Annotated in this window: 16 protein-coding genes; 12 read left to right on the top strand and 4 right to left on the bottom strand. The window is 42.7% G+C overall.

From position 1 onward, the window contains the following. Positions 1-27: 27 nt before the first annotated feature. Genes priA through RIC88_RS01970 form a run of 3 tightly spaced genes read left to right on the top strand, consistent with a single transcriptional unit; the run spans position 28 to position 3,840 of the window. Positions 28-2,502: a replication restart helicase PriA gene (gene priA / locus RIC88_RS01980; RefSeq protein ID WP_350215750.1), complete on the top strand. Its 2,475-nt coding sequence runs from the start codon at positions 28-30 to the stop codon at positions 2,500-2,502. An 11-nt stretch (positions 2,503-2,513) separates the two neighbouring features. Further along, a complete protein-coding gene (locus tag RIC88_RS01975; protein ID WP_350215749.1) occupies positions 2,514-3,218 on the top strand; it encodes a hypothetical protein in 705 nt (234 codons plus the stop codon). Further along, positions 3,187-3,840 carry a DUF6048 family protein gene (locus RIC88_RS01970; protein ID WP_350215748.1) on the top strand — a complete coding sequence of 218 codons (654 nt, stop codon included), beginning with the start codon at positions 3,187-3,189 and terminating at the stop codon, positions 3,838-3,840. The genes RIC88_RS01975 and RIC88_RS01970 overlap by 32 nt, the downstream gene beginning before the upstream one ends. A gap of 211 nt (positions 3,841-4,051) precedes the next feature. Here RIC88_RS01970 and metG read toward each other — a convergent pair whose 3' ends face one another. Further along, on the bottom strand, positions 4,052-6,106 hold the full coding sequence (metG, locus tag RIC88_RS01965) for a methionine--tRNA ligase (protein WP_350215747.1): 2,055 nt from the start codon (positions 6,104-6,106) through the stop codon (positions 4,052-4,054). A 98-nt stretch (positions 6,107-6,204) separates the two neighbouring features. On the opposite strand from metG, the gene typA reads away from it, so the two are divergent. From typA to RIC88_RS01940, 5 genes are all read left to right on the top strand, one after another. Continuing rightward, complete coding sequence (typA, locus tag RIC88_RS01960; RefSeq protein WP_350215746.1) at positions 6,205-8,010, top strand: translational GTPase TypA; 1,806 nt, start codon at positions 6,205-6,207, stop codon at positions 8,008-8,010. A gap of 106 nt (positions 8,011-8,116) precedes the next feature. Then, a complete protein-coding gene (locus RIC88_RS01955; protein WP_350215745.1) occupies positions 8,117-9,964 on the top strand; it encodes a M61 family metallopeptidase in 1,848 nt (615 codons plus the stop codon). A gap of 38 nt (positions 9,965-10,002) precedes the next feature. Beyond that, positions 10,003-11,352 (top strand): efflux RND transporter periplasmic adaptor subunit, encoded by a 1,350-nt coding sequence (locus RIC88_RS01950; RefSeq protein ID WP_350215744.1) that lies wholly within the window; start codon positions 10,003-10,005, stop codon positions 11,350-11,352. Continuing rightward, positions 11,352-12,728 carry an ABC transporter permease gene (locus RIC88_RS01945; RefSeq protein ID WP_350215743.1) on the top strand — a complete coding sequence of 459 codons (1,377 nt, stop codon included), beginning with the start codon at positions 11,352-11,354 and terminating at the stop codon, positions 12,726-12,728. The genes RIC88_RS01950 and RIC88_RS01945 overlap by 1 nt, the downstream gene beginning before the upstream one ends. After that, entirely contained in the window at positions 12,721-14,169 is a 1,449-nt protein-coding gene (locus RIC88_RS01940) for a TolC family protein (protein WP_350215742.1), read from the top strand. Before RIC88_RS01945 ends, RIC88_RS01940 begins: the two co-directional genes overlap by 8 nt. A 55-nt stretch (positions 14,170-14,224) precedes the next feature. Here RIC88_RS01940 and RIC88_RS01935 read toward each other — a convergent pair whose 3' ends face one another. Together RIC88_RS01935 and RIC88_RS01930 are read right to left on the bottom strand one after the other, a co-directional pair. After that, complete coding sequence (locus RIC88_RS01935) at positions 14,225-15,151, bottom strand: SDR family oxidoreductase (RefSeq protein ID WP_350215741.1); 927 nt, start codon at positions 15,149-15,151, stop codon at positions 14,225-14,227. A gap of 178 nt (positions 15,152-15,329) precedes the next feature. After that, the gene (locus tag RIC88_RS01930) at positions 15,330-17,075 is read right to left on the bottom strand and encodes a sodium:solute symporter family protein (RefSeq protein WP_350215740.1); all 1,746 of its coding nucleotides are present in this window, start codon (positions 17,073-17,075) and stop codon (positions 15,330-15,332) included. A 137-nt stretch (positions 17,076-17,212) separates the two neighbouring features. Between RIC88_RS01930 and RIC88_RS01925 the strand changes: the two genes are divergently transcribed. Continuing rightward, entirely contained in the window at positions 17,213-19,582 is a 2,370-nt protein-coding gene (locus tag RIC88_RS01925; RefSeq protein WP_350215739.1) for an ABC transporter permease, read from the top strand. 88 nt (positions 19,583-19,670) lie between these two features. Here RIC88_RS01925 and RIC88_RS01920 read toward each other — a convergent pair whose 3' ends face one another. After that, positions 19,671-21,032: an NAD-dependent succinate-semialdehyde dehydrogenase gene (locus tag RIC88_RS01920; protein WP_350215738.1), complete on the bottom strand. Its 1,362-nt coding sequence runs from the start codon at positions 21,030-21,032 to the stop codon at positions 19,671-19,673. 83 nt (positions 21,033-21,115) lie between these two features. Here RIC88_RS01920 and RIC88_RS01915 point away from each other — a divergent pair, with 83 nt between their 5' ends. From RIC88_RS01915 to RIC88_RS01905, 3 genes are all read left to right on the top strand, one after another. Beyond that, positions 21,116-22,252, top strand: a complete 1,137-nt coding sequence (locus RIC88_RS01915; protein ID WP_350215737.1) for an FAD-dependent oxidoreductase — start codon at positions 21,116-21,118, stop codon at positions 22,250-22,252. An 83-nt stretch (positions 22,253-22,335) separates the two neighbouring features. Further along, positions 22,336-23,463 (top strand): 4-hydroxyphenylpyruvate dioxygenase, encoded by a 1,128-nt coding sequence (gene hppD, locus RIC88_RS01910; protein WP_350215736.1) that lies wholly within the window; start codon positions 22,336-22,338, stop codon positions 23,461-23,463. 154 nt (positions 23,464-23,617) lie between these two features. Beyond that, positions 23,618-23,935: a hypothetical protein gene (locus RIC88_RS01905; protein ID WP_350215735.1), complete on the top strand. Its 318-nt coding sequence runs from the start codon at positions 23,618-23,620 to the stop codon at positions 23,933-23,935. The last annotated feature ends 57 nt before the right edge of the window (positions 23,936-23,992 follow it).

Raw genomic sequence — 23,992 nt, 5'->3', positions numbered from 1 at the left:
AGTGGAATATGGTAGCTTCGAAACACGTTGAGTGAGCTGAATCCATATTGCGAAATCATCCTGCCTCTGCCCCTACCGGGAACCTTTACGTATCTGATTCCTCCTTTAGATTGGGGAAGAGTAGCACCTGGATCCCGAGTGGTTGTTTCATTCGGGAAGAAGAAAATCTATACCGGAATTGTACTAAAGCTACATGACCATTCCCCTGAAGAGTATCGGCCAAAAGAACTGTTGGAAGTGCTCGATGATCAGCCCATTGTGAATGAACGGCAGCTGAAGTTTTTCCAATGGATGAGTCGATACTACATGTGTTCGTTAGGAGAAGTTATTAATGCTGCATTACCAGCTGCACTTAAACTATCAAGTGAGTCTTTTGTGGGCATCAATCCTGAGATCAACCCGGATGACGAAGATCTGGACAACCGGGAATGGGAACTGCTACGAGCTTTGAAAACCAATGACCTCACCATGAAAGGTGTAAGTGAGGTATTGGGACTCAAGCAACCCCAGCGTATCCTCAAACAACTTTCAGAAAAAGGTCTCATTGACCTGTTTGAAAAAGTAAAAGATAAGTACCAACCCAAGAAAGTCAAACGCATTCGGATAGCGGATGCCTTCTTAGAGGAAGGCATACTGGAGGAACTGATAAATGAGTTGGAATCCAAACCAAAACAACAGGATGTGATTCTGGCATACCTGCGAGATATTCCTGTTTTAGATAATCCAAATAGTAATACTCTGGGAATTGAGAAATCAAACCTGCTTTCAACAGACGTTAGTCCTTCCTCTCTCAAAACACTTATTAAAAATGAAGTTCTGGTTGAATGGGAAGAAGTGGTCTCCCGACTTCCTACTGATCATTCCAAAATTCAGGGAACTGTTCAGCTAAGTCAGGTACAAGAAGCTTGCAGACGATCAATCGTGCAATCCTTCGAAAAGCATAATACTACGCTGCTTCATGGAATAACGGGGAGTGGTAAGACAGAAATTTTCATTGAATTGATAAAAGAGCAGGTTGCCACTGGTAAACAGGTGCTTTATTTACTCCCCGAGATTGCACTTACAACTCAGATCATCGCCAGACTTCACAAGATTTTTGGTGACTCATTTGGCGTGTATCACTCGCGCTATTCTGACAATGAGCGTGTGGAAGTCTGGCAGAAAGTCCTCAAGAAAGAATATCAATTTGTGGTTGGTGTCCGTAGCGCCGTATTTCTGCCCTTTTCCGATTTGGGATTGATCATTGTAGATGAGGAGCACGAGCCATCTTATAAACAATTCGAGCCGGCTCCAAGATATCATGCCCGCGATTCAGCCATATACTTATCCACTATTCATGACGCACATGTCTTGCTTGGAACAGCAACACCATCACTAGAGACCTATCAAAATGCACTGGATAATAAATATGGGATCGTAGAACTAACCTCTCGATATGGAGAGGCCTACAATCCAGCCATGGAGTTCGCTAATGTGAATCGTGAGCGGAAACAACGGAAGCTCAAAGGAAATTTCACTTCTGTTTTGGTGGAGGCCATTCAGGAATCATTGGACAGAAAAGAACAGATCATCCTATTTCAAAACCGTCGGGGGTATGCCTCCTATATCACCTGTGATAATTGCAGTACCATTCCTAAATGCCCGAACTGTGCTGTGAGCCTTACCTATCACCAGTACAATAATAAACTGGTTTGCCACTATTGTGGATACAACCAGAGCATGTATATCGACTGCCTGCAATGTGGTAGTACTGAGTTACGAAATGTTGGGTTTGGTACAGAAGAGCTTGAAGAAGAACTGAAACTTTTATTTCCTCAGGCGATTGTTCAACGGATGGATTTGGACACCACGCGAAGTAAATACGGCTATCAGCGAATCATAGAGGAATTTGAAGAAGGAAATATTGACATTCTGGTTGGAACTCAAATGGTGAGCAAAGGGCTGGATTTTGATCGGGTAAACCTGGTGGGTATTTTCGATACCGATCGGATGATTCACTTCCCGGATTTTCGTTCACATGAGCGAGCCTATCATTTAATAACACAGGTCAGTGGAAGAGCCGGCAGAAAGTCTAAGAATGGAAAGGTCATCGTGCAAACCAATGATCCGGATCAGGAACTGCTACAGCGAGCTAAAAAAGATAACTATCGAGCTTTCTTCCAATGGGAGATCATGGAGCGGGAACGCTTTCATTATCCGCCATTTACACGAATCATCAATATCACTTTCAAACACCGGGAGAAGCATGTTTCTTTTCAAGCTGCTAATTTTTTTGCTTCTGATATCCGGAAGAATTTGGGAAGTCAACGAATGATCGGACCAGTTGAACCTCTGATTGGAAAAATCAGAAACCTATACCTCCATGAAATCACATTGAAAATTGTGAAGCAAGGCATTAACTTGCCGGCTGTTAAAGAATACCTGAAGTCTGTGGAGGTGATGATGAAGCAGATGCCGGCCTTTAAAAGTGTTGGCGTGGTATTTGACGTTGACCCGATATAGTGGTGAATCCTGTGAAACAATTACTTAACATTTTCATTCTTTTCCTTTTCATTGCCTCATGTGATCCATGTGATGATTGCGATACGGTGAGCTTTGAACCTACTATTTCATTAATTTTCATAAATCAGGATAGTGTTAATAGTTTGGATGATAGCTTAATGGTTTTCGCTTTCAATGATTCTGCACTCGCTGTTCATGTGAATGCCCTAGATACCTTGCGATCAAGACTTGTAGAAGTGCAAAATGGATTAGATACCGGAAATACATCTCTTCAAGCTGAGAAAGACGAAATATTGTCGCTAATTCCTGAAAGACAGAATGATAGCACTTTGTACGCTACCCTTAATCAAGATTCTGACTCGCTAACGGCAGTATTCAACCAAACCAAATCCACAATCAATTCAGGCATGCTTCAGGTCGATCAGATTGAAATATTAGGAACTCAAAACATCCTTACGTATGAAGATATTGACAGTGCTACCTCTTGGAGTATCCCACTGGCTTATGATGGAGAGTTTACCCAGTATGAGGTGACCATTGCTGGCATTGCACGGACAATTGAGTTTAGCTATGACAACATTCAGGAAGTGGATGAGGAGCGAAATGTTCTTATCCGTGCCGAAAACATTCAGGTGGTCTCAAGTACCTTTGACTCTTTTGATAATTGTGAAGAAAACTGCGTAGATGGCGAAGCATCGTTTACTTTTTATTTTTAGTCTGATCATTTCAGGTTTTTGCTTTTCGCAAGAAGGTGAGGCTGACTCGGTGGTTTCCCGCAGAACAATTACCCCTTCCTTTTATCTGGATTATGGCAAGTTATTTACCATCCCGATGGACTTTGAAACAAAGTATGAAGGCGGGCTGGAGTTACTATTCAGGGATAAATTTCCCTTGATCCTTGTAATTGGACAGGCAAATCTGAAACCTGAAGGTGCTTATTCAAATGGAACCTACGAAAGTGAAGGATTCTATTATCGTGTTGGAGCCGGATTTGTTAGCCAATGGAAACCAAAAAATAAAATAGGTATCTCACTAAGGTATGCATCCTCTGTTTTCACCGAAAGAGGTCGTATTTTTATTGAAAGCCCTAGTGGCTCACAAAACGATTTTGTACAAAACATTAATCGGGAAGACCTGAAAGCAAACTGGTATGAAGTGGTTGTATACTCGGATCGTAAACTTTCAGACTTATTTAGCATTGGTCTAAACTTACACCTTCGTATTCTGGGTAATTACGACGAGCAAAAAGGTGTAGATGTTTACGCTATTCCCGGGTATGGGCGATCATTTGATAAGACCATTCCCGCAGCAAATTTGTTTTTGAAGGTGAGCTTTTAAGCCTAATCAGATTCATTCCCCACTCCCCCGCTCTTCAGGATTTGTAGCCTCGAAGGTCATGCTTCATGATCGTGAACCCCAGAAACCCAAGGTAGTTACTTTTTACCCATTCAGTCGTTTGACGAGTCCAGAAGACCTCAGAAGTTTCTAAAACTTCGGAAGTCTCTTCCATCAGTCCGTCTGACGACTACATAGTCACTACTCATGAGGCTCAAGCTATCCCAGCCCCATTCTCAGCATCCTCTCCCGGACTTACTGCAACCAGTTTTCCATCAGAATTTTCAGCGAATAGTAACATTCCCTGAGATTCTACACCCATAATCTTTCGAGGGGCAAGGTTTGCCATCACAGTCACCTTCTTACCAATCATTTCCTCAGGAGAGAAGTGCTTCGCTACGCCACTTAAAATAGTTCGTGTTTCCAAACCCATATCCACGGTGAACTTTAGCAGCTTATTAGATTTCTCTACTTTCTCAGCAGTTTTAATCTCCCCTACTCTTAAATCCATTTTCATGAAATCATCAAATACAATTTCATCTTTCAATGCCGGTAAATCGGGGGTGCTATTTTCTTTTTCGTTCATTTTCTTCGTTTCCAATAGTTTATTCACTTGCGCTTCCACTTCCTTATCTTCAATCTTTTCGAATAATAAAGCAGCCTCATTCAATTGGTGGTTATCGGGCAAAAAGTCAATTTGTCCGGCTTCTCCCCAAGTGCGTTTTCCAATATTCAAAATTGAAAGCAATCGCTCCGCAGTAAACGGCAAGAATGGTTCACAGACAATTGAAAGATTCGCACTTATCTGCAATGCAATATTCAATATGGTCTCAACTCTGTTTTGATCTTCCTTGATCAACTTCCAAGGCTCAGTTTCTGCCAAATATCTATTCCCAATTCTGGCTAACTCCATCATTTGAGACAATGCTTCTCTGAATTTGAATTGATCCAATGCTGCTTCGATCTTCGCCGGAATTTCACTTAAAGCATTAATCGCTTCTTCATCAATCTCTTCCAACTCATGTCTTTCTGGTACTTTTCCATCAAAATACTTGTGAGTCAGTACTACCGCACGATTAACGAAGTTGCCAAAAATAGCTACCAGCTCACTATTGTTTCGCGTCTGGAAGTCTTTCCAAGTAAAGTCATTGTCTTTGGTCTCAGGCGCATTGGCTGTAAGCGTATAGCGCAGCACATCTTGTTTTTCGGGGAATTCCTCCAAATATTCATGCAACCACACCGCCCAGTTTCGGGAGGTTGAAATCTTATTGCTCTCAAGGTTTAGAAATTCATTTGCAGGCACATTATCGGGCAACACATAACTTCCCTCCGCTTTCAGAAGCGTTGGGAAAATAATGCAATGAAAAACGATATTATCCTTTCCTATGAAATGCAAAAGTCTGGTTTCATCAGACTTCCAGTAGTCTTCCCAGTTTTTATTATTGTCTTTTGCCCATTGCTTGGTTGCCGAGATGTACCCTATCGGTGCATCAAACCACACGTACAGTACCTTCCCTTCACCTCCGTCTACCGGCACAGGAATCCCCCACTTTAAATCCCTTGTCATTGGACGAGGACGCAAACCATTATCAATCCAACTCTTACATTGGCCGTAAACGTTAGATTTCCACTCTTTATGCCCTTCCAGCAACCATTCCTTCAACCAGGGCTCGTATTGATCCAATGGTAGGTACCAGTGCTTGGTTTCCTTCATCACGGGCACTTCTCCACTCAGCATGGATTTTGGGTTTTTCAACTCAGTCGGGCTCAGTGTAGAACCACACTTTTCACATTGGTCACCATAAGCTTCTTCAAACCCACAGTTGGGGCAGGTTCCTTTGATGTATCTATCTGCTAGAAATTGCTGTTCCTTTTCATCATAAAATTGCTCAGAAGTTTCCGCAGAGAACTTTCCTGCTGCATGCATCTTCTTGAAAAACTCAGAAGCAGTTTCATGATGCAATTCCGAAGAAGTACGGTGGTAAATGTCAAAACTGATTCCGAACTTGTGGAATGAATTTTTGATCTGATTGTGATAGAAATCAACTACCTCCTGTGGTGACTTTCCTTCTTTCCGAGCACGTAGTTCAATTGCCACCCCATGCTCATCCGAGCCACACACAAAGGCTACATCTTCTCCTTTGCTTCTCAGGTACCTCACGTAAATATCCGCAGGAACATAAACCCCCGCCAGGTGACCAATATGGACAGGTCCATTCGCATAAGGAAGTGCTGCTGTAATTGTATGTCTTTTGTATTGCTTCGTCATAAATTCGATAAGAGACCGCAAATATAAGTTTTGTGTTTACCTGATATAGTGCATTCCACAATACTTCTGTCTAATTTTGCGGTCGAATTCAAATTTGCATGCAAGAAATTAGAAATATTGCCATCATCGCACACGTTGACCATGGCAAAACTACGCTCGTTGACAAGATCATTTACGCTACACAGGAGTTTCGTGAAAATCAGGAAAAAGGTGAATTGATTCTTGACAACAATGATTTGGAAAGAGAAAGAGGTATAACCATTCTTTCCAAAAACGTTTCAGCTGAATACAATGGCGTAAAAATCAATATCATAGACACCCCCGGTCACTCCGATTTTGGTGGTGAAGTAGAGCGTGTATTAAAAATGGCTGATGGTGTTCTCCTTTTGGTGGACGCCTTTGAGGGGCCAATGCCTCAAACTAGATTTGTATTAGGTAAAGCGTTAGGACTTGGCCTGAAACCAATCGTGGTTGTAAATAAAGTAGATAAGGAAAACTGTCGCCCAGATGAAGTACATGAGCAGGTTTTTGACCTGATGTTCTCATTGGATGCGACTGAAGAACAGCTTGATTTTCATACACTTTACGGTTCCAGTAAGCATGGATGGTTTAGCGAAGATTGGCAAAAGCCAACTGATAACATTCTTCCCCTTTTGGATAAAATCATTGAGGTAATCCCACCTGCACCATACCAGGAAGGTGTTCCCGCGATGCAAATTACTTCATTGGATTTCTCTTCATTCACCGGACGAATTGCCATTGGTAGAATTGTTCAAGGCGATATCAAGGAAGGAGCATCTTTAGGCATCAGTAAAAGAGACGGCTCGCTTAAGCGCGCGAAAGTGAAAGAAGTTCACGTTTTCGAAGGACTTGGAAAGCGAAAAGTTGAGTCCGCAAGAGCCGGAGATATTTGTGCAATTACAGGCATTGAAAACTTTGAAATCGGGGACACCATTACAGATTTCGAAAAACCGATGGTGCTTCCTAGAATTGCAATCGACGAGCCTACCATGAGTATGATGTTCGCCATCAACGATTCGCCTTTCTTTGGAAAAGAAGGAAAGTTTGTGACTTCCCGTCACATCCGTGATCGCTTGATGAAAGAGTTGGAAAAAAACCTGGCGCTGAGAGTCGAAGAGACAGGTTCTGAGGATAAGTTCCTGGTTTATGGTCGAGGCGTGCTTCACTTGTCTGTATTGATCGAAACTATGCGGAGAGAAGGGTATGAACTGCAGGTAGGTCAGCCTCAGGTATTGTTTAAAGAAGACGAAAATGGTCAAAAGCTAGAGCCTATTGAGCAATTAGTGATTGATGTACCAGAAGAATACTCAGGAAAGGCTATTGAAATGGTAACTCAGCGAAAAGGAGAGCTAAAAGTTATGGAGCCAAAAGGCAACATCCAACACCTTGAGTTTGAGATTCCTTCTCGTGGATTAATTGGGTTAAGAAATAATATGCTTACCGCAACTGCAGGAGAAGCAGTGATGACGCACAGGCTGAAAGAATACCAGCCACATAAAGGCAAAATTCCCGGAAGAATCAATGGATCATTGATCTCAATGGAACATGGTGCTGGAACCCCCTATTCTATAGACAAGCTTCAGGACAGAGGATTCTTCTTTGTAGATCCAGGTGTAGATGTATACACCGGACAAGTAATTGGTGAGCATAGCCGAGGATCAGATTTGGTAGTAAATATTCAAAAAGGCAAGAAACTGACCAACATGCGAGCATCAGGATCTGACAACAACGTGAAAATTGCACCTGCGAAAAAATTCAGCCTGGAAGAGGCACTGGAATATATCCAAAAGGATGAGTACGTAGAGGTGACTCCTAAATCTATCCGTATGAGGAAGATTTACCTGGATGAAAATCAGCGGAAACGTATGGCAAACGCCGAATAACCACAAAACAATCAACAATACCATTCATATAAATTAACCCCTATTAACAAACAATAGGGGTTTTTTACGTTTAGACTTGCACAGTATTTGCAACACAAAATCTCTTATGAAAAAAATATTCCTTTTTATCCTTTTAGTATCCGTATCTGCAGCACAAGCGCAAGACGCTTATCAAATTTCCATTGACCTTAGAAAAGCAGAGAATGACCGATTGCCGGTAGAAATACTCGTTCCTGCTATTAATCAGGATACAGTTGAATATCATATGCCGAAAGTAGTACCTGGCACATACAGTATCTCTGACTTTGGTCGATTTGTAAAAGATTTCAAAGCAATGGATGAGGATGGAAACCTTTTGGAGGTGGCGAACATCTCAACCAATAGATGGGCTATTAAAAATGCAACGAAATTGGATAAGATCACTTATTGGATTGAAGACTCTTTCGATGATTTTGAAGGGTACGGAAGCAACAGGCTATTCGAGCCGGGAGGCATGAGTATAGAAGCAGATAAAGGGGTATTTGTGATGAATACATTCGGATTTGTTGGTTATGTAGATGGCTACAAGTTCAACCCATTTAACTTAACAATTTTGCATAAAAAGGAAATCAAAGGAGCCACGTCACTGGAGGTTAAAATCGCTAACGACACATTGGATACTTACACCGCAGCTAATTACAACTTTCTGGCGGATGCCCCAATCATGTACTGCAAGCCTGATATTGTAAGTAAAGAAATAGCAGGAGCAAATGTTTTAGTGTCTGTTTACTCCCCAAATAATGTACTTTCTGCCGCAGACGTAATGGACAACATTGATGAACTCATGGATGCACAGGCTAAATATTTAGGCGGAAAACTACCCGTTGACAGATATGCGTACTTAATATACCTTTTTGATAGCCCCACCATCTCCGGTTCATACGGTGCTTTGGAACACTCATACTCTTCACTTTACACCCTACCGGAAATGAATCCTCAACGTATCAGCCAGACGGTGAAGGATATAGCAGCTCATGAATTCTTTCACATTGTTACTCCTCTCAGTATCCACTCGGAGGAAATCCACAACTTCGACTACATCGAACCGAAAATGAGTCAGCACCTGTGGCTGTATGAGGGCGTGACTGAATATGCTTCCCATCATGTCCAGCTGAAATATAACCTGTATGATCTTCAGGATTTTCTCGGTGAGATGAGAAATAAGATGAATCAGCAGGAACAATACGGTGTGGATATTCCGTATACAGAATTCAGTGAAAACATTCTTGAGCCAAAAAATGAAAGAAGGTACGGTGATGTATATGCGGGAGGAGCTTTAATTGCATGGTGCCTTGATCTTACAATTATCAAGTCCACCAACGGACAGAAAGATTTGCAGTCTGTTTTGAGAGAATTGTCAAAACAATATGGCCCAATGAAAGCTTTTAAGGATGACGAACTATTTGAAGAAATTGAGAAAATTACTACTCCGGAAGTGGGCAATTTTCTGGCTAAATATGTTGGTGGAGCTGAGCCCTTGCCATACGCTGAAATCCTAGGATGGGCAGGAATCAGCTACAGTGCCAAAAGCGATGAGATGGTGATTACCGCGGGCAAATTTACTCCATCATTGAATGAAGAGCAGGAAATTTATATCGCTGGGGTAGATGAAATGAATGATTTTGGAAAAGACCTGAAGCTGAAAGAAGGTGATGTTCTGCTGGAATGGAATAATGAAGCAGTCACACTGGAATCATTTCAGAATATCATCCAGAAATTTTATAGTGAAACAGAAGCGGGTGATAAAATCACTGTTCTGGTACGTAGAGAGGTGAAAGGAAAAACGAAGGAAGTAAAACTTAAAGCCAAGGCCAAAAAAGTGAAGTCCTCACAAAAACATGCTTTGGAGATTATGAAGAATCCATCTCCTGAACAACAAAAAATTAGATCCTTTTGGTTTGAGCCAAGTAACTAAAACTCAAATAATAGGTATTATTCAAAGAACCTAACAGTATGAAGAAGAACACAAAAATTGCCTTAATCGGAGGAATAGCCGTTATCGCGATCCTGATATTAATATTCTCAGGTAGCTCGACAGAAAGCAACACTGAAGTGGTGGTAGAGGTTGAACAAGGAGAATTCGTGGTGGATATAATGACATCCGGAGCACTTGAAGCAAAAAATTCAGTTCCTATCAAAGGCCCCAATGGTTTACGTAATTATCGAATTTGGAACGTGACCATTCAGGATATCATCGATGAAGGAACAGTAGTTCAAAAAGGACAATACGTTGCACGTCTTGATCCATCGGAATTAACAGGAAAAATTAAGGATGCTCAGCTGGAATTGGATCAACAACAATCGCAGCACACACAGACTCGATTGGATACGGCTTTAGCCATGCGTCAGTCCAGAGATGAGTTATACAACCTGGAATACGCAGTAATAGAGAAGAAGTTAACCTTGGATCAATCACAATTTGAACCTCCTGCAACTATCCAAAAAGCTGAAATTGAGTTGGAAAAGGCTAAGCGTTCTTTCCAACAAGCCAAAGAAAACTATCAAATTAAGAAACAGCAAAATGCTGCAAAAATGAGACAGGCCACAGCTGAGCTGTCTAAAGTTCAGAATGAACTGGAAGGGTTGACCGCTCTTTCCCGCGAATTTATTGTAACAGCCCCTGAAGATGGTATGCTGATTTATAAAAGAAACTGGGACGGCAAACCCGTGAAAGAAGGTTCACAAATAAGCGGATGGGATCCCATAGTGGCCACATTGCCAGATCTTTCTAAAATGATATCCAAAACATATGTAAACGAAGTAGATATAAGAAAAGTAAAACCGGGACAAGCCGTAGATATTGGATTCGATGCATTTCCTGACAAGGATTTGAAAGGTAGGGTCACGAAAGTTGCTAATGTTGGAGAACAAAGGCCCAACTCTGATGCTAAAGTTTTTGAAGTGGAAATCGAAGTTTTCGGAACTGATCCCCTGCTCAAACCGGGTATGACTACAAGTAATAAAATCATCACCAAAACAGTAGCTGATGCGCTTTTCGTTCCTCTTGAAAGTTTGCATTCGCAATACGATTCCATCACTTATGTCTTCAAAAAAGATGGAGGATCTAACTCCAAACAAGAAGTAATCATTGGGGATGCAAATGCAGAGTATGTCCACATTCTTGGCGGCCTGGAACCGGGCGATCGGGTAAGTCTTTCCACAGTTCAGGGCATGGAAAGCCGAAAAGTAAACTTACTCCCTGAGATGAATGGCAAACGAAATCAGAAAGAAGACGAAATAGAACCGGAACCTACTCAGCCACAGTACCCACAAGGACGCAGAGGAGACAGAAAGCAAGGATAATGGACAAGGAAAGAATCCTGGCGAATCTTTACATAGCCATCGAGGCAGTACTGGCAAATCGAGTTAGATCCATTTTGACAGCTCTTGGTATCATCTTCGGTGTGGCAGCCGTTATCGCCATGCTAGCTATAGGCAATGGTGCCCAACAGGAAATACTGGAGCAGATAAAACTAGTAGGTGTCAACAACATCATCGTTGAACCTGTAGTGGAGCAAACAGAAGAAAATCTGGCTGAGGAAGACTCAGAGTCCAAAGAGAAAAAGAAGTTTTCTCCAGGGCTCACGCTTGAAGACAAAGAGTCTATTCTTAAAACCATTCCTGGTGTAGAGACTATCAGTCCGGAAATCTTACTGGAAACATATATCATCAAAAATGGCATTCGAAGATCAGCCAAACTTGTAGGAGTTGAACCCTCCTATTTTGACATATTCAATTTCACATTGGCAGAGGGTAAGATGTTTAACGACATCCAGCTGGAAAAAGGAGAAGCTGTTTGCATCATTGGCAAATCGATAAAAGCAAAGTTTTTTCCTTCCGAAAATCCGATCGGCAAAATGCTGAAATGTGGACCTAACTGGCTGAAAGTGATTGGGGTACTGGATGAAAGATACATAAGCGAAAGCAGCATTAGCAAGCTTGGAATCCGCGATTACAATATGGATGTCTACACTCCATTGCAAACCGTTCTGGTGAGGTACAAAAACCGAGCAATGCTTACTGAGGAAATGATCCAGGGTGCTAACAAGGGATCCTCCGGTGGTATGGTTTTTTTTGGTGGTGACGGACCTGCCACTGAAGATGAAGCACCTCAGCAAGCAGTAAATTATCATCAGCTTGATCGGTTGGTGGTGCAGGTAGCAGAAACAGAAAAACTCAATCCTACCGCAGATGTTATCGTTCGAATGTTGCAACGTAAGCACAATGAAGTGGTCGATTATGAGATTGAAATTCCCGAACTCTTGCTGAAGCAGCAACAGCGAACGAATGACATTTTCAGCTATGTACTAGGAGCAATTGCCGGCATATCTCTTATCGTAGGTGGTATTGGTATTATGAATATCATGCTGGCGTCTGTTTTGGAACGCATCAAAGAAATTGGATTACGATTGTCTATCGGCGCTAAGAAGACCGACATTATCAATCAGTTTATGTTTGAGTCTATGATGATAAGTGTATCAGGCGGATTCATCGGAATTTTACTTGGCGTCATCATGGCCGCTGCAGTCAGCAGGTTTGCAGACATTCCTACGGTTATCTCTTTTGGTTCCATCTTAATCTCCTTTGGAGTTGCCACAGCTATCGGCCTAATATTCGGAATTGCCCCGGCACGTAAAGCAGCTTCTCAAGACCCTATTACTTCTCTTAGATATGAATAAGATATTTACTTCAATTTGCGTATTTGGATTTTTGCTGACAGCCAATGCTCAGGTAGTTTACACGCTGGATAATATCATTGATTTGGCCCAGGGACAATCACCTCAAGCTAAGCAAGCTGAAACGAGGAAAGAAAATCGTTTCTGGCAGTATCAGTTTTACAAATCGAACTACAATCCTCAACTTGCACTTAGTGGAAATTTACCTGCCTACAGCAATCAGTTTATTCCGGTAATACAGGAAGATGGATCGACCCAGTTCAGGCCGGTTGAGCAAACCAATTCATCATTGAATCTTGGGTTATTTCAGCCCATCTCTCCTACTGGTGGAAGTGTGTCTGTCAATACTCGAGCAAGCCAGTTTCAAGATCTGGTTATAGATGATACACGCTGGAGAAGCACCATTGTGGATCTGACTTTGAACCAGCCGATTTTTGCTTATAATCAGTTAAAGTGGGACAGAAAGACAGAACCGATTCGTTACGAAGAATCCAGACGCAGTTATGTGGAGGAGATGGAGTTTGTTTCAAGGACTGCCACTCAGCGATTTTTTGATTACCTGGATGCACAGGTGAATTTTCAAATTGCTCAGTTTAACCTGGCCAACAATGATACCATTTACAATATTGAAAAAGGTCGATACAACATTGGTACTGCCTCAGAAGACAAACTGCTTCAGGTTGAATTACAATTACTCAGGTCTCAGCAAGATCTGGCACAGGCGCAGCTTGATTTGCAAACTTCAAGACTGGCACTCCGTACTTTTATAGGATTAAATGAGGCTCAAAATTTTGACCTGGCACTTCCGGAGGAAATACCTGTCTTTCCTGTAGATGAAGAAATTGCACTTCAGTACGCAAAGGACAATCGATCCGACTTCATTGCTTTTGAAAGGAGACGAATAGAAGCAGACGCTCAAATTGCGCAGGCAAAAGGTCAGCGATTTCAAATGAATTTAAATGCATCCTTTGGACTCAATAGTGCCGGGACAAGCTTTGATCAATCCTACCAGGATGCACAAAACCAGCAATTCGCTAACCTTACACTGAATATCCCAATTGTAAACTGGGGACGAAATGAAGCACGCATGAAGACCGCTCTGGCCAATAAGCAGCTTACGGATTATGTGATTGCGCAGGAGGAGCAGAATTTTGAACAGGAAGTGCTTACACAGGTTAGGCAATTGGATGTATTGCAACAGCAAATTGAAATCTCTAAAAAATCAGATGAGGTAGCCCAAAAACGATATGAAGTAGCACAGAATCGTTACCTGATCGGGAAGATTGACATTACCAATCTGAACATCGCGCTTACAGAAAAAGATAATGCCAGAAGGAGCTATATCAACGCATTAAGAACCTATTGGATCGCCTACTACGACCTGAGAAGATTAACCTTGTATGACTTTGCGAATCGGCAATTGCTATATACCGTTAAAGATTAGTTATATCAGCTAGTCGTCCTACAATCGAAGTGGTGGGACGACTTTCATACCCAACCTATATCTTCAACTTTCGCATTCCTTTGAAGTACAGCCACATCATCTTGAGTTTTGAGCTCCCTTTCTTGCGGCCCATCTCCATGGCATCCCACAATTCTTCCGGAATAGCTTCAAGTTGATTGAACTCTCCAGCTCCTTTCAGCCACTCTCCCCCATCGATGGTGATCACCTCACCATTTACATACGAAGAATAGTCAGAAACAAGATAAGCAGCGAGGTTCGCCAACTCCTGATGATCCCCTACTCTTCCTAAAGGCACCTTCTTCGCTGGATCATATTTCTTTTTCAAATCTCCAGGCAGGAGTCTGTCCCATGCTCCTTCTGTTGGGAAGGGTCCTGGTGCGATTGCATTGCTTCTAATACCATACTTTGCCCATTCAACGGCAAGTGAGCGAGTCATTGCAAGCACTCCACTTTTCGCACATGCAGAAGGCACTACATATCCTGAGCCTGTCCATGCGTAGGTCGTTACAATACTTAGAATGTTTCCTCCTTGTTTATTCTCAATCCAGTCTTTACCTAGTGCCAGCGTAAAATTGTAGCTTCCTTTTAGCACAATATCTACAACGGTATCAAAAGCTCTGTGGGACAATCGTTCCGTAGGACTAATGAAATTGCCGGCAGCATTGTTAAGCAATACATCTACTTTTCCAAACTTCTCTTTAGCTTCACGTATCACACGCTCAACCTGCTCATAATCTCTCACATCGCAAGCCACACAATGAACAGGAAATCCACTCTTGGCTGTAATCTCTTTGGCTGTTTCTTCCAGCACTTCCATTTTTCGACTGGTAATCACCAGATTGGCTCCCAATTCAGAAAAATAGCTTCCCATGGATTTACCTAATCCGGTTCCTCCTCCGGTTACAATGATCGTTTTGCCCTTTAAAGACTCTGGGCTTAGCATGCCTTGTGTGTGACTCATAAGAAATTTGTTTGGGAGGCAATATAGCCAAAGGAGCATAAAAAAAGAGGCCTTAAACAAGGCCTCTACATTAGGCTGTGAACAGAGCGGTGAGTATCTGTATGTAAAGAACTTAACTTATCAAATGATAATCAATACCCACTTTAGGGTATTTTTTCTTTCTTGAATTATTTATTCGTTACCACCATTTTATCAAAAGATAAACTGAGACCGTGAATACGCCCAGCATGGCCAGTGCCAACAACAGGTTTCCATAGATCGCATTGCCTATACCAAACAATGCTGAGTATACACCTATAGTACCTACAAATACAGAAAGAAGGCTGTTAGTTAGGTTGGATGTGCCTCGCTTTTCAAATCGCTTCCATCCGATTCCCGGTTTCACATGCGCAACAAAGGCAGCCAGTTTCTCTTCCGATTCAGGTTTGGTCACAAGCGTGGTTACAACCCAAACAATAGTCGTAATCCCTGTTGCAATCAGAAGCCTCATGGTAAAAGCATCAAAAACAGTGTGCGTTAGTGCAGAATCGGGAACTACAAGAACCAGCACAAACGCATTGATGGTGGCCACTACCATGCCTACAATTTCAGTGATTGCATTGATGCGCCACCAAAACCATCTAAATAAGAAAATAGCCCCTGTTCCTGCGCCAGAAAGCAACAATATATTGAAAGCTTGTGTGGCATTTTCTAAAACTGTCAAAGCAAGAGAACCGGCAATTACCATTAACAAAACGGTGGAAATTCTCCCAACGCTCACTAATTCTTTCTCAGAAGCTTCCGGCTTCACGAATCGTTTATAGAAGTCATTTACAACATAAGAAGAGCCCCAATTCAGGTGGGTACTAATCGTAGACATATAAGCTGCAATCAATGAAGCGACTACCAAGCCGAGCCAACCCGGCGACAGGAGTGTGAGCATCACCGGATAAGCAATATCGTCACCCAGGTATTGCTCATTGATGTTTGGAAAAGCTCGCTGAATCGATTCCAAATCCGGAAATAAAATGATGGACGCCAGTGCCACCAGAATCCACGGCCAGGGACGCAAGGCATAATGTGCGAAATTGAAAAAGAGGGTTGCTCCTACGGCATGCTTTTCATCTTTAGCTGCTAACATCCGTTGGGCAATGTAACCTCCTCCTCCAGGTTCGGCTCCCGGATACCAGACGGACCACCATTGTACGGCCAATGGAATAATAAACATGGAAACCATCAATGAGGTATTGTTCAAATCCGGAATGATAGCCAGCTTCCCTTCCAAAGATTCATGTGAGAGCAATCCGGATAAACCACCGACCTCAGGCTGTGATACAGCTACATAAGCGGCATAAATTGCCCCAACTAAAGCGATACCAAACTGAAAAAAATCCGTCCAGATTACTCCTTTGATCCCGCCAAGTGCGGAATAAGCAGCAACTACTACGGAAGCAACAATCACCGTATAAATTGGTTCAATACCGAAAAGAATGGATGATATCTTGATAGCGGCTAGTGTCACAGACCCCATGATCAGACAATTGAAAAATATACCGAGATATAAAGCTCTAAAGCCCCTCAAAAATGAAGCAGCTTTACCTCCATATCTCAATTCATAAAATTCGAGATCTGTCAGGACACCTGATCTTCTCCACAGTCTGGCATAAATGAAAACAGTTACCATCCCTGTAATCAAAAAAGACCACCAGGCCCAATTTTTAGCTATTCCTCCTTCTCTCACAAAGCCTGTTACCAAATTGGGAGTATCTGCTGAGAAGGTGGTTGCTACCATAGAAACACCCAACAGCCACCAGGGCATAGACTTTCCAGCCAGGAAATATTCCAATGAGCTTTTTCCGGCGGTTTTACTAGCCACTAGTCCAATCCCAAGAACTATAAGAAAAAAAACGCCAATAACGAGCCAGTCAAATAAGGATAAGGCCATATGAAGGTTAAGTTGTTTAAAACATGAAAATAAGTCAACACGGTGTAACTATTTCAAACTGACTCAGTAATTCCAATATCATGCAACTTTTGATTATTCAAAACAGTCCTTAAAATCACAACTCAACTAATCCGGTCATGCTTAAAAACTTCTTCCTCATCTCTATTCGAAACCTGAAAAAGAACGGACTTTATTCCATCATCAACATTTCAGGTCTTTCCATCGGTATTGTATGCAGCGTGCTTATCTTGCTCTGGGTAACCGATGAAGTATCCTATGACAAGTTTCTACCAAAATATGATCGGTTGTATCAACTATGGATCAGCTCAGAGTTTGATGATAAAGTAAACAATTGGCGATCGGTTCCGCTCCCTACCTATGAGGAGATGAAAGTCATAGATAGTAACATTAAAAACTCTGTAGTAGCAGGATGGGGAAGTAACCGACTGCTTACTGCGGGGGAGGTTCGGATAATAAAGCAAGGATATTTCGTAAGTGAAGAATTTTTAGAAATGTTTGAGTTTCCGCTTGCCTCAGGAACACATGCGGAAGCGCTAAAGGATCCCATGTCTATTGTGCTTTCAGAATCCCTGGCAAAGATCCTTTTCGGCGATGAAGATCCCATTGGCAAACAAGTAAAACTGGAAAATGAAGGCACACTTCAGGTGACAGCCATCGTGAAAGATCTTCCTGAGAATTCAAGTTTCCAGTTTGACTATCTCGCAACATGGAAGTACCGGGAATCGGTAAACGAATGGATCAGGGATAACAAAACCAACTGGGGTAATTATTCTTTTCAGGTATTTGTGGAACTCAATGATCCTGTTCGCGAGGTAGATGTGGAGCAGAGTATCTATGATCTGGCCATGGAAAAAGATGGAGAGCATGGTATGGAGAAACACTATTTTCTACACCCTATGTCTCAATGGAGATTGTACTCCAACTGGGACGATGAAGGCAACCAGGCGGGAGGTCGAAGCGATTATGTCCAGTTATTTACTGCAATTGCAATCGTGATCCTCATCATAGCCTGCATCAATTTCATGAACCTGGCCACTGCACGTTCCGAAAAGCGGGCCAAGGAAGTGGGGATCAGAAAGAGCCTTGGCACCACTCGTTCCCGATTGATTTACCAGTTTATAAGCGAATCGATTTTCATCACGTTTATTGCTTTCGTCATTTCAGTACTATTAACAGAGCTAGCGCTTCCTTCTTATAATAATCTGGTAGAAAAAGACCTTAGTATTAATTATGCAGCTGCTGAATTTTGGTTCGCTGCTGTCGGGATCATCATCATTTTAGGAATAATCGCCGGAAGCTACCCTGCCTTCTATCTTTCCTCATTCAAACCAGTGCAAACACTCAAAGGAACAGTTAAGATAGGCAAAGGAGCAACCACGCCACGTAAGGTTTTGGTGATCATGCAGTTTGCCTTTTCCATTGTGCTAATGATCAGTACCATCGTCATCTTCCAGCAGATCAACCTGGTGAAAAACAGAGATTTAGGATATGATCAGGAGCGCTTAATCGCAGTGGAACTGACAGAAGATCTGCGAGAAAACTATGATATCTTGAAGCAGGAATTAGAGTCCTCCGGGCTGGTGGAATCCGTTACCAGATCCAACTCACAAATTACCCAGATCAATTCAAATAACTTCCTGGGGTGGCCTGGTAAACCGGAAGATAAACGTGTCATCTTCACAACCATTACCACCACCTATGATTACGCTAAAACAATGGGAATAGACGTACTCATGGGGCGTGATTTCTCTAAAGATTATGGCAGTGACTCGACAGCAATCGTCATCAACAAGGCCGCATTGGACATTATGGGTTTAGAAGATCCGATAGGGACTAATCTGGACTTATGGGGAGATGAACGAAAATTAATTGGTGTGATTGACAATGTGCTGATGGGCTCACCTTATGATCCGGTGAAACCCATGTTTATGATTTTGGATGATTGGGGTGGCTATATCTCCGTACGACTCAAAAAAACGAATGATCTTCAACAAACGTTGGCTGGGGTGGAACAGGTTTTCACCAAACACAATCCTGCTTATCCTTTCGATTACAACTTCGCAGATGTCGAGTTTCAGCGTAAGTTCACTACGATCAATCTGACAAGAAAACTAGCAAGTCTTTTCGCTACTCTTGCGATGATTATAACCGGGCTGGGATTATTTGGGCTGGCCTCATATACTGCAGAGCAGCGCATCAAAGAGATTGGCATTCGCAAAGTGCTGGGAGCTACTATCGCCAGTCTGATGAATCTGATGTCTAAAGATTTTGCCAAGCTGGTGATCATCTCGTTTGTTCTGGCCTCTCCATTCGCCTGGTACTTGCTCGATCAGTATTTAGAGCGATACACAATCAGAGTAGGCATTCAATGGTGGATATTCCCTGTGGTAGGAATAATCGTGCTTGTCTTTGCCATCCTGATTGTATCAGATCAGGCGAGACGGGCAGCTAAGGCTAATCCGGTGAAATCGTTGAGGAATGAATAGATGAGACATGTCATGCCGTTCTTCGAAACGGCATCTTCGAAAACGGAAGATTGCGGATCAAGTCCGCAATGACAAGGTTCTATATTGATTACTTAATATAAACCGTCTTCACATTCACAAACTCCTTGATGCCGTGATGTGAAAGTTCACGGCCAAAACCACTTTCATTGATGCCTCCAAATGGCAAGCGAGGATCTGATTGTACCATGGCGTTTACAAAGCACGAGCCTGCTTCCAGTTTGGTTGCGGCCAGCACTTCGGCTCGTTTTACATCTTTGGAAAAGATCGCTCCTCCAAGTCCATAGTAGGTATCATTAGCTACCCTCATGGCCTCCACTTCATCTTTTACAGTAATGACGGTAGCAACCGGTCCAAACAACTCTTCATCATACGCAGGCATTCCTTTCTTCACATCGGTAAGAATGGTTGGCGGATAGTAATATCCGGGTCCCACAGGCACTTCGCCACCCAGCAAACACTTCGCCCCTGCTTTAATACTCCGCTCTACCTGATCAGCCAATTGCTCCCGATACTTCTTCCCTACCAAAGGACCCAAATCGACCTCCGGATTTGTAGGATCACCATATTTGTAAGATTTCATTTCAGCAATAAGCCGTTTTTCAAATTCATCCTTAATCGCAACCGGAACAATGAAACGCTTGGCACTGATGCAACTTTGTCCGTTGTTTTTTAACCGACTGGCCACTGTAGTTTTCACAGCCAGATCAAGATCAGCATCCTCCAAAATGATGTACGGATCACTACCTCCCAATTCCAACACGCATTTCTTCAATACCGCTCCAGCCTGTTTGGCTACCACTTTTCCTGCCCGTGTGCTTCCGGTCAATGTTATTGCTTTTACATGTTTATGAGTGATTACCTCAGAAGCTTGCTCATTGGTGATAAACAGGTTACTGAAAAGATGCTTTGGAAAACCCGCTTCTTCAAAAACAGCAACAATCGCCTCCGCACATCCGGGTACATTGGGTGCATGTTTCAGTAAGGCAGCATTTCCCGCCATCAGTGTGGGTGCAGCAAACCGAAACACCTGCCAGAAAGGGTAATTCCATGGCATGATTGCAAAAACAATACCTAGCGGACGATGACTCACGTAACTCCTGGAGGCATCCGTTTCTATCACCTCGTCTGCTAAGAAGGCTTCAGCATTATCTGAATAATAATCACAGACCCAGGCACATTTCTCCACTTCAGCTTCACTATCCTTCAGCGGTTTCCCCATTTCTTCGGTCATGATCTTTGCAAAGTCCGCTTTTTTGGAACGCAAGACAGCCGCCGCTTTTTTCATCAGCTCACTGCGATGAGAAAAAGTGGTATCCTTCCAGGAGGAGTACGCTTCATCCGTAGCATCGATGATCTTCGCCATTTGACCATCATTGTGGTCTGCATAAAACTTCAATAATTCTTCGGTCGCCGGATTGATTGCCTGCATTTTCGTTTTGATTTATTTCAACGCTCGTTCGGTGATTCTTCCTAACTTATTATTTTACAAGTGATTATGCTGGAAGTATTATCATGACCCATACACAACAAAATGATAGCCGAAGAAATTTCATAAAAAAGCTGGGAGCAGCAGGTTTTTTTATGTCCACGATGAGCTTGCCCTCGTATGCACTCGAGCAGGTATTAAATCAATCCATACAGTATTCCCCTCTGAAGCCTGTGAATGTTTCACCGGAGCGCATCATCCGACAGGTTGTTGGTTTGAGGCCATACCGGCCTTCCGGTTTCAACCTGAGTGAACAAAAGCTGGACGAGAAGGTGATCATACATAATTACGGTCATGGAGGTGGTGGCATCTCACTCTCCTGGGGAACCGCCCGGCTGGCCATTGAGAAAATTGAAGCCTCGCAATCAACGTCAATCGCTGTGTTGGGTGCAGGTGTGATCGGGCTTTCCACTGCAATTCTCCTGCTCAAGCAAGGAAGGCCAGTGACTATTTACACTGATCGCCTCCCTCCCAATACCACCTCCAATGTGGCAGCAGCCTACTGGGCACCTGTTTCTGTGTTTGAATCAGGGATGATTCCCTCGGGGTTCATGGAAGAGTTTAATCAGGCTTCCATAATCTCTCAGCGAATGTTTCAGGATCTTGTAGGTACGAGATATGGCGTTTGGTGGATCAAAAGCTTTTTCCTTGGAGCGAGCTTTGATTTCCCGGGAGGGAAAAAGCTCTATCCTGATTATAAATCGCACGATACAACCTCCTCCCCTTTTACTGGTTTTCAAATTAACGATGAAGTACACTCATTGATGATTGAGCCTCCCATTTACATGAAAGCCTTGCTGGATGATTTTTACCAGCTGGGCGGAAAATTGATAGTTCGTAAATTCAATGATCTGAATGAACTCAGCCAATTGAAGGAACCATACGTCATGAATTGCACAGGTTTGGGGTCTCATGAACTATTCCAGGATAAAAGCCTCATCCCCGTGCGGGGACAACTGGCAGTACTCCTTCCTCAGGAGGAAATCAACTATGGATATGTGATTCCTACCTTCGATGATCTGTTATATATGTTTCCCCGCAAAGATGGGATCATCCTTGGCGGAACTTCCGAAAAAGGTAACTGGTCATTAAATCCTAATGATCAGGAGCTTACGAGAATCATGGAGGGTCACAAACGCATCGCTGCAGGTCTTAAACCCTAGCCTTATGCTATTCGTTTGATATTTGTTTATCGGTTAGATATTTGTAACTTTGTTGTCACAACAACTAATTAAAGACATTAGTCATGGAAACTACAGCAACAGCAGAAAAAACACAGGAAGCGCAGGACTTCATGCCAATCAATGGCACGGACTATTTGGAATTGTATGTGAGCAATGCCAAGCAGGCCGCTCATTTCTATCGTTCTGCTTTTGGTTTTAAGGCTCTGGCATATGCAGGTCTGGAAACAGGCATCAAAGACCGGGAATCATATGTGGTTGTCCAGGACAAGATCAGACTGGTGCTAACCTCTCCTCTTCGAAGTGGAACAATCATCGGTGAGCACATCGATAAGCATGGAGATGGCGTGAAAGTAACCGCGCTATGGGTGGATGATGCCACACATGCATACAATGAAGCTGTAAAGCGAGGCGCTAAATCATTCATGGAGCCGAACACCATCGAAGACAAGCATGGTAAAGTGGTGCAATCCGGCATCCATACCTATGGTGAAGTGGTACACATCTTCATTGAACGAAATGATTACTATGGCATCTTCCTTCCGGGCTACCGCGAATGGAATACCGAGTACAACCCTGAGCCTGTTGGACTTAAGTATGTGGACCACATGGTGGGCAATGTGGAGCTGGGCGACATGGATAAGTATGTGAAGTTCTACGAAGAAGTGATGGGCTTTAAGCAGATCATGTCATTCGATGATAAAGACATTTCTACCAAGTACACCGCCCTCATGAGTAAGGTGATGAGTAATGGCAATGGAAGAATCAAATTCCCGATCAACGAACCGGCAGCCGGATTGAAAAAATCACAGGTAGATGAATACCTGGAGTTTTACGAAGGTGCAGGTGTTCAGCACATTGCAGTCGCAACCGATAACATTATCCAGACCGTAACTGACCTTAAAAACAGAGGGATAGAATTCCTGAAAGTGCCAGATACGTACTACGATGCATTGGCAGAGCGAGTAGGTGAAATAGATGAAGACATTGAAGCACTGCGACCTTTGGGTATCCTGGTAGATCGCGATGATGAAGGCTATCTCCTACAGATTTTCACAAAGACGGTACAGGCTCGACCAACAATGTTCTTTGAGATCATCCAGCGAAAAGGGGCTACCTCTTTCGGAAAAGGAAACTTCAAAGCCTTGTTTGAGGCCCTTGAAAAAGAGCAAGAGCTGCGAGGCACACTATAAATATCACTCACTACTAATCACGCTGAAGAAGGAACCTGAGAGGGTTCCTTTTTTTATGGATAATGGTTGAAAGAGGTATATTTGAAAAGTGTATATCGCGATAGAGATGCATAAATTATTACAGACCATTGGGTCGTTCTAACTATTCATAAACATGTGGAAAAAACTATTTTGGATAAGTTTCATTCTTCTTGTTGTGACCAACATTTACTGGATGTACCAACTTCTAGACAGTGGTGTATCTATCACATATCTAAGAGAGTCATATGATTATCAAGAAAAAGATATTGATATATTGAGAAAATTAGTTGAACAGCATTATGACTTTAACAAGCTAACCAGCGAACTCGATGAAGCAGATTATGAACTGATTCAAAAAGGTGATATTTTTTTCATTGTCTTTAGCAGTTTTGAGGTTGAGTTTAACTCAGATTCAACAATTAAACGAACACGTAACTTTTTTGAACCCTGACCAGGAGGAATTAACGCTTAATTTACTAAACCTCAGCTTGCGAGTGTTTGAAACGCG

The organism is Ekhidna sp. (assembly GCF_040220215.1).
Classification (GTDB): domain Bacteria; phylum Bacteroidota; class Bacteroidia; order Cytophagales; family Cyclobacteriaceae; genus Ekhidna.
The sequence above is the reverse complement of the archived record's forward strand: the minus strand, read 5'-3'. Positions and strand labels throughout refer to the sequence as shown.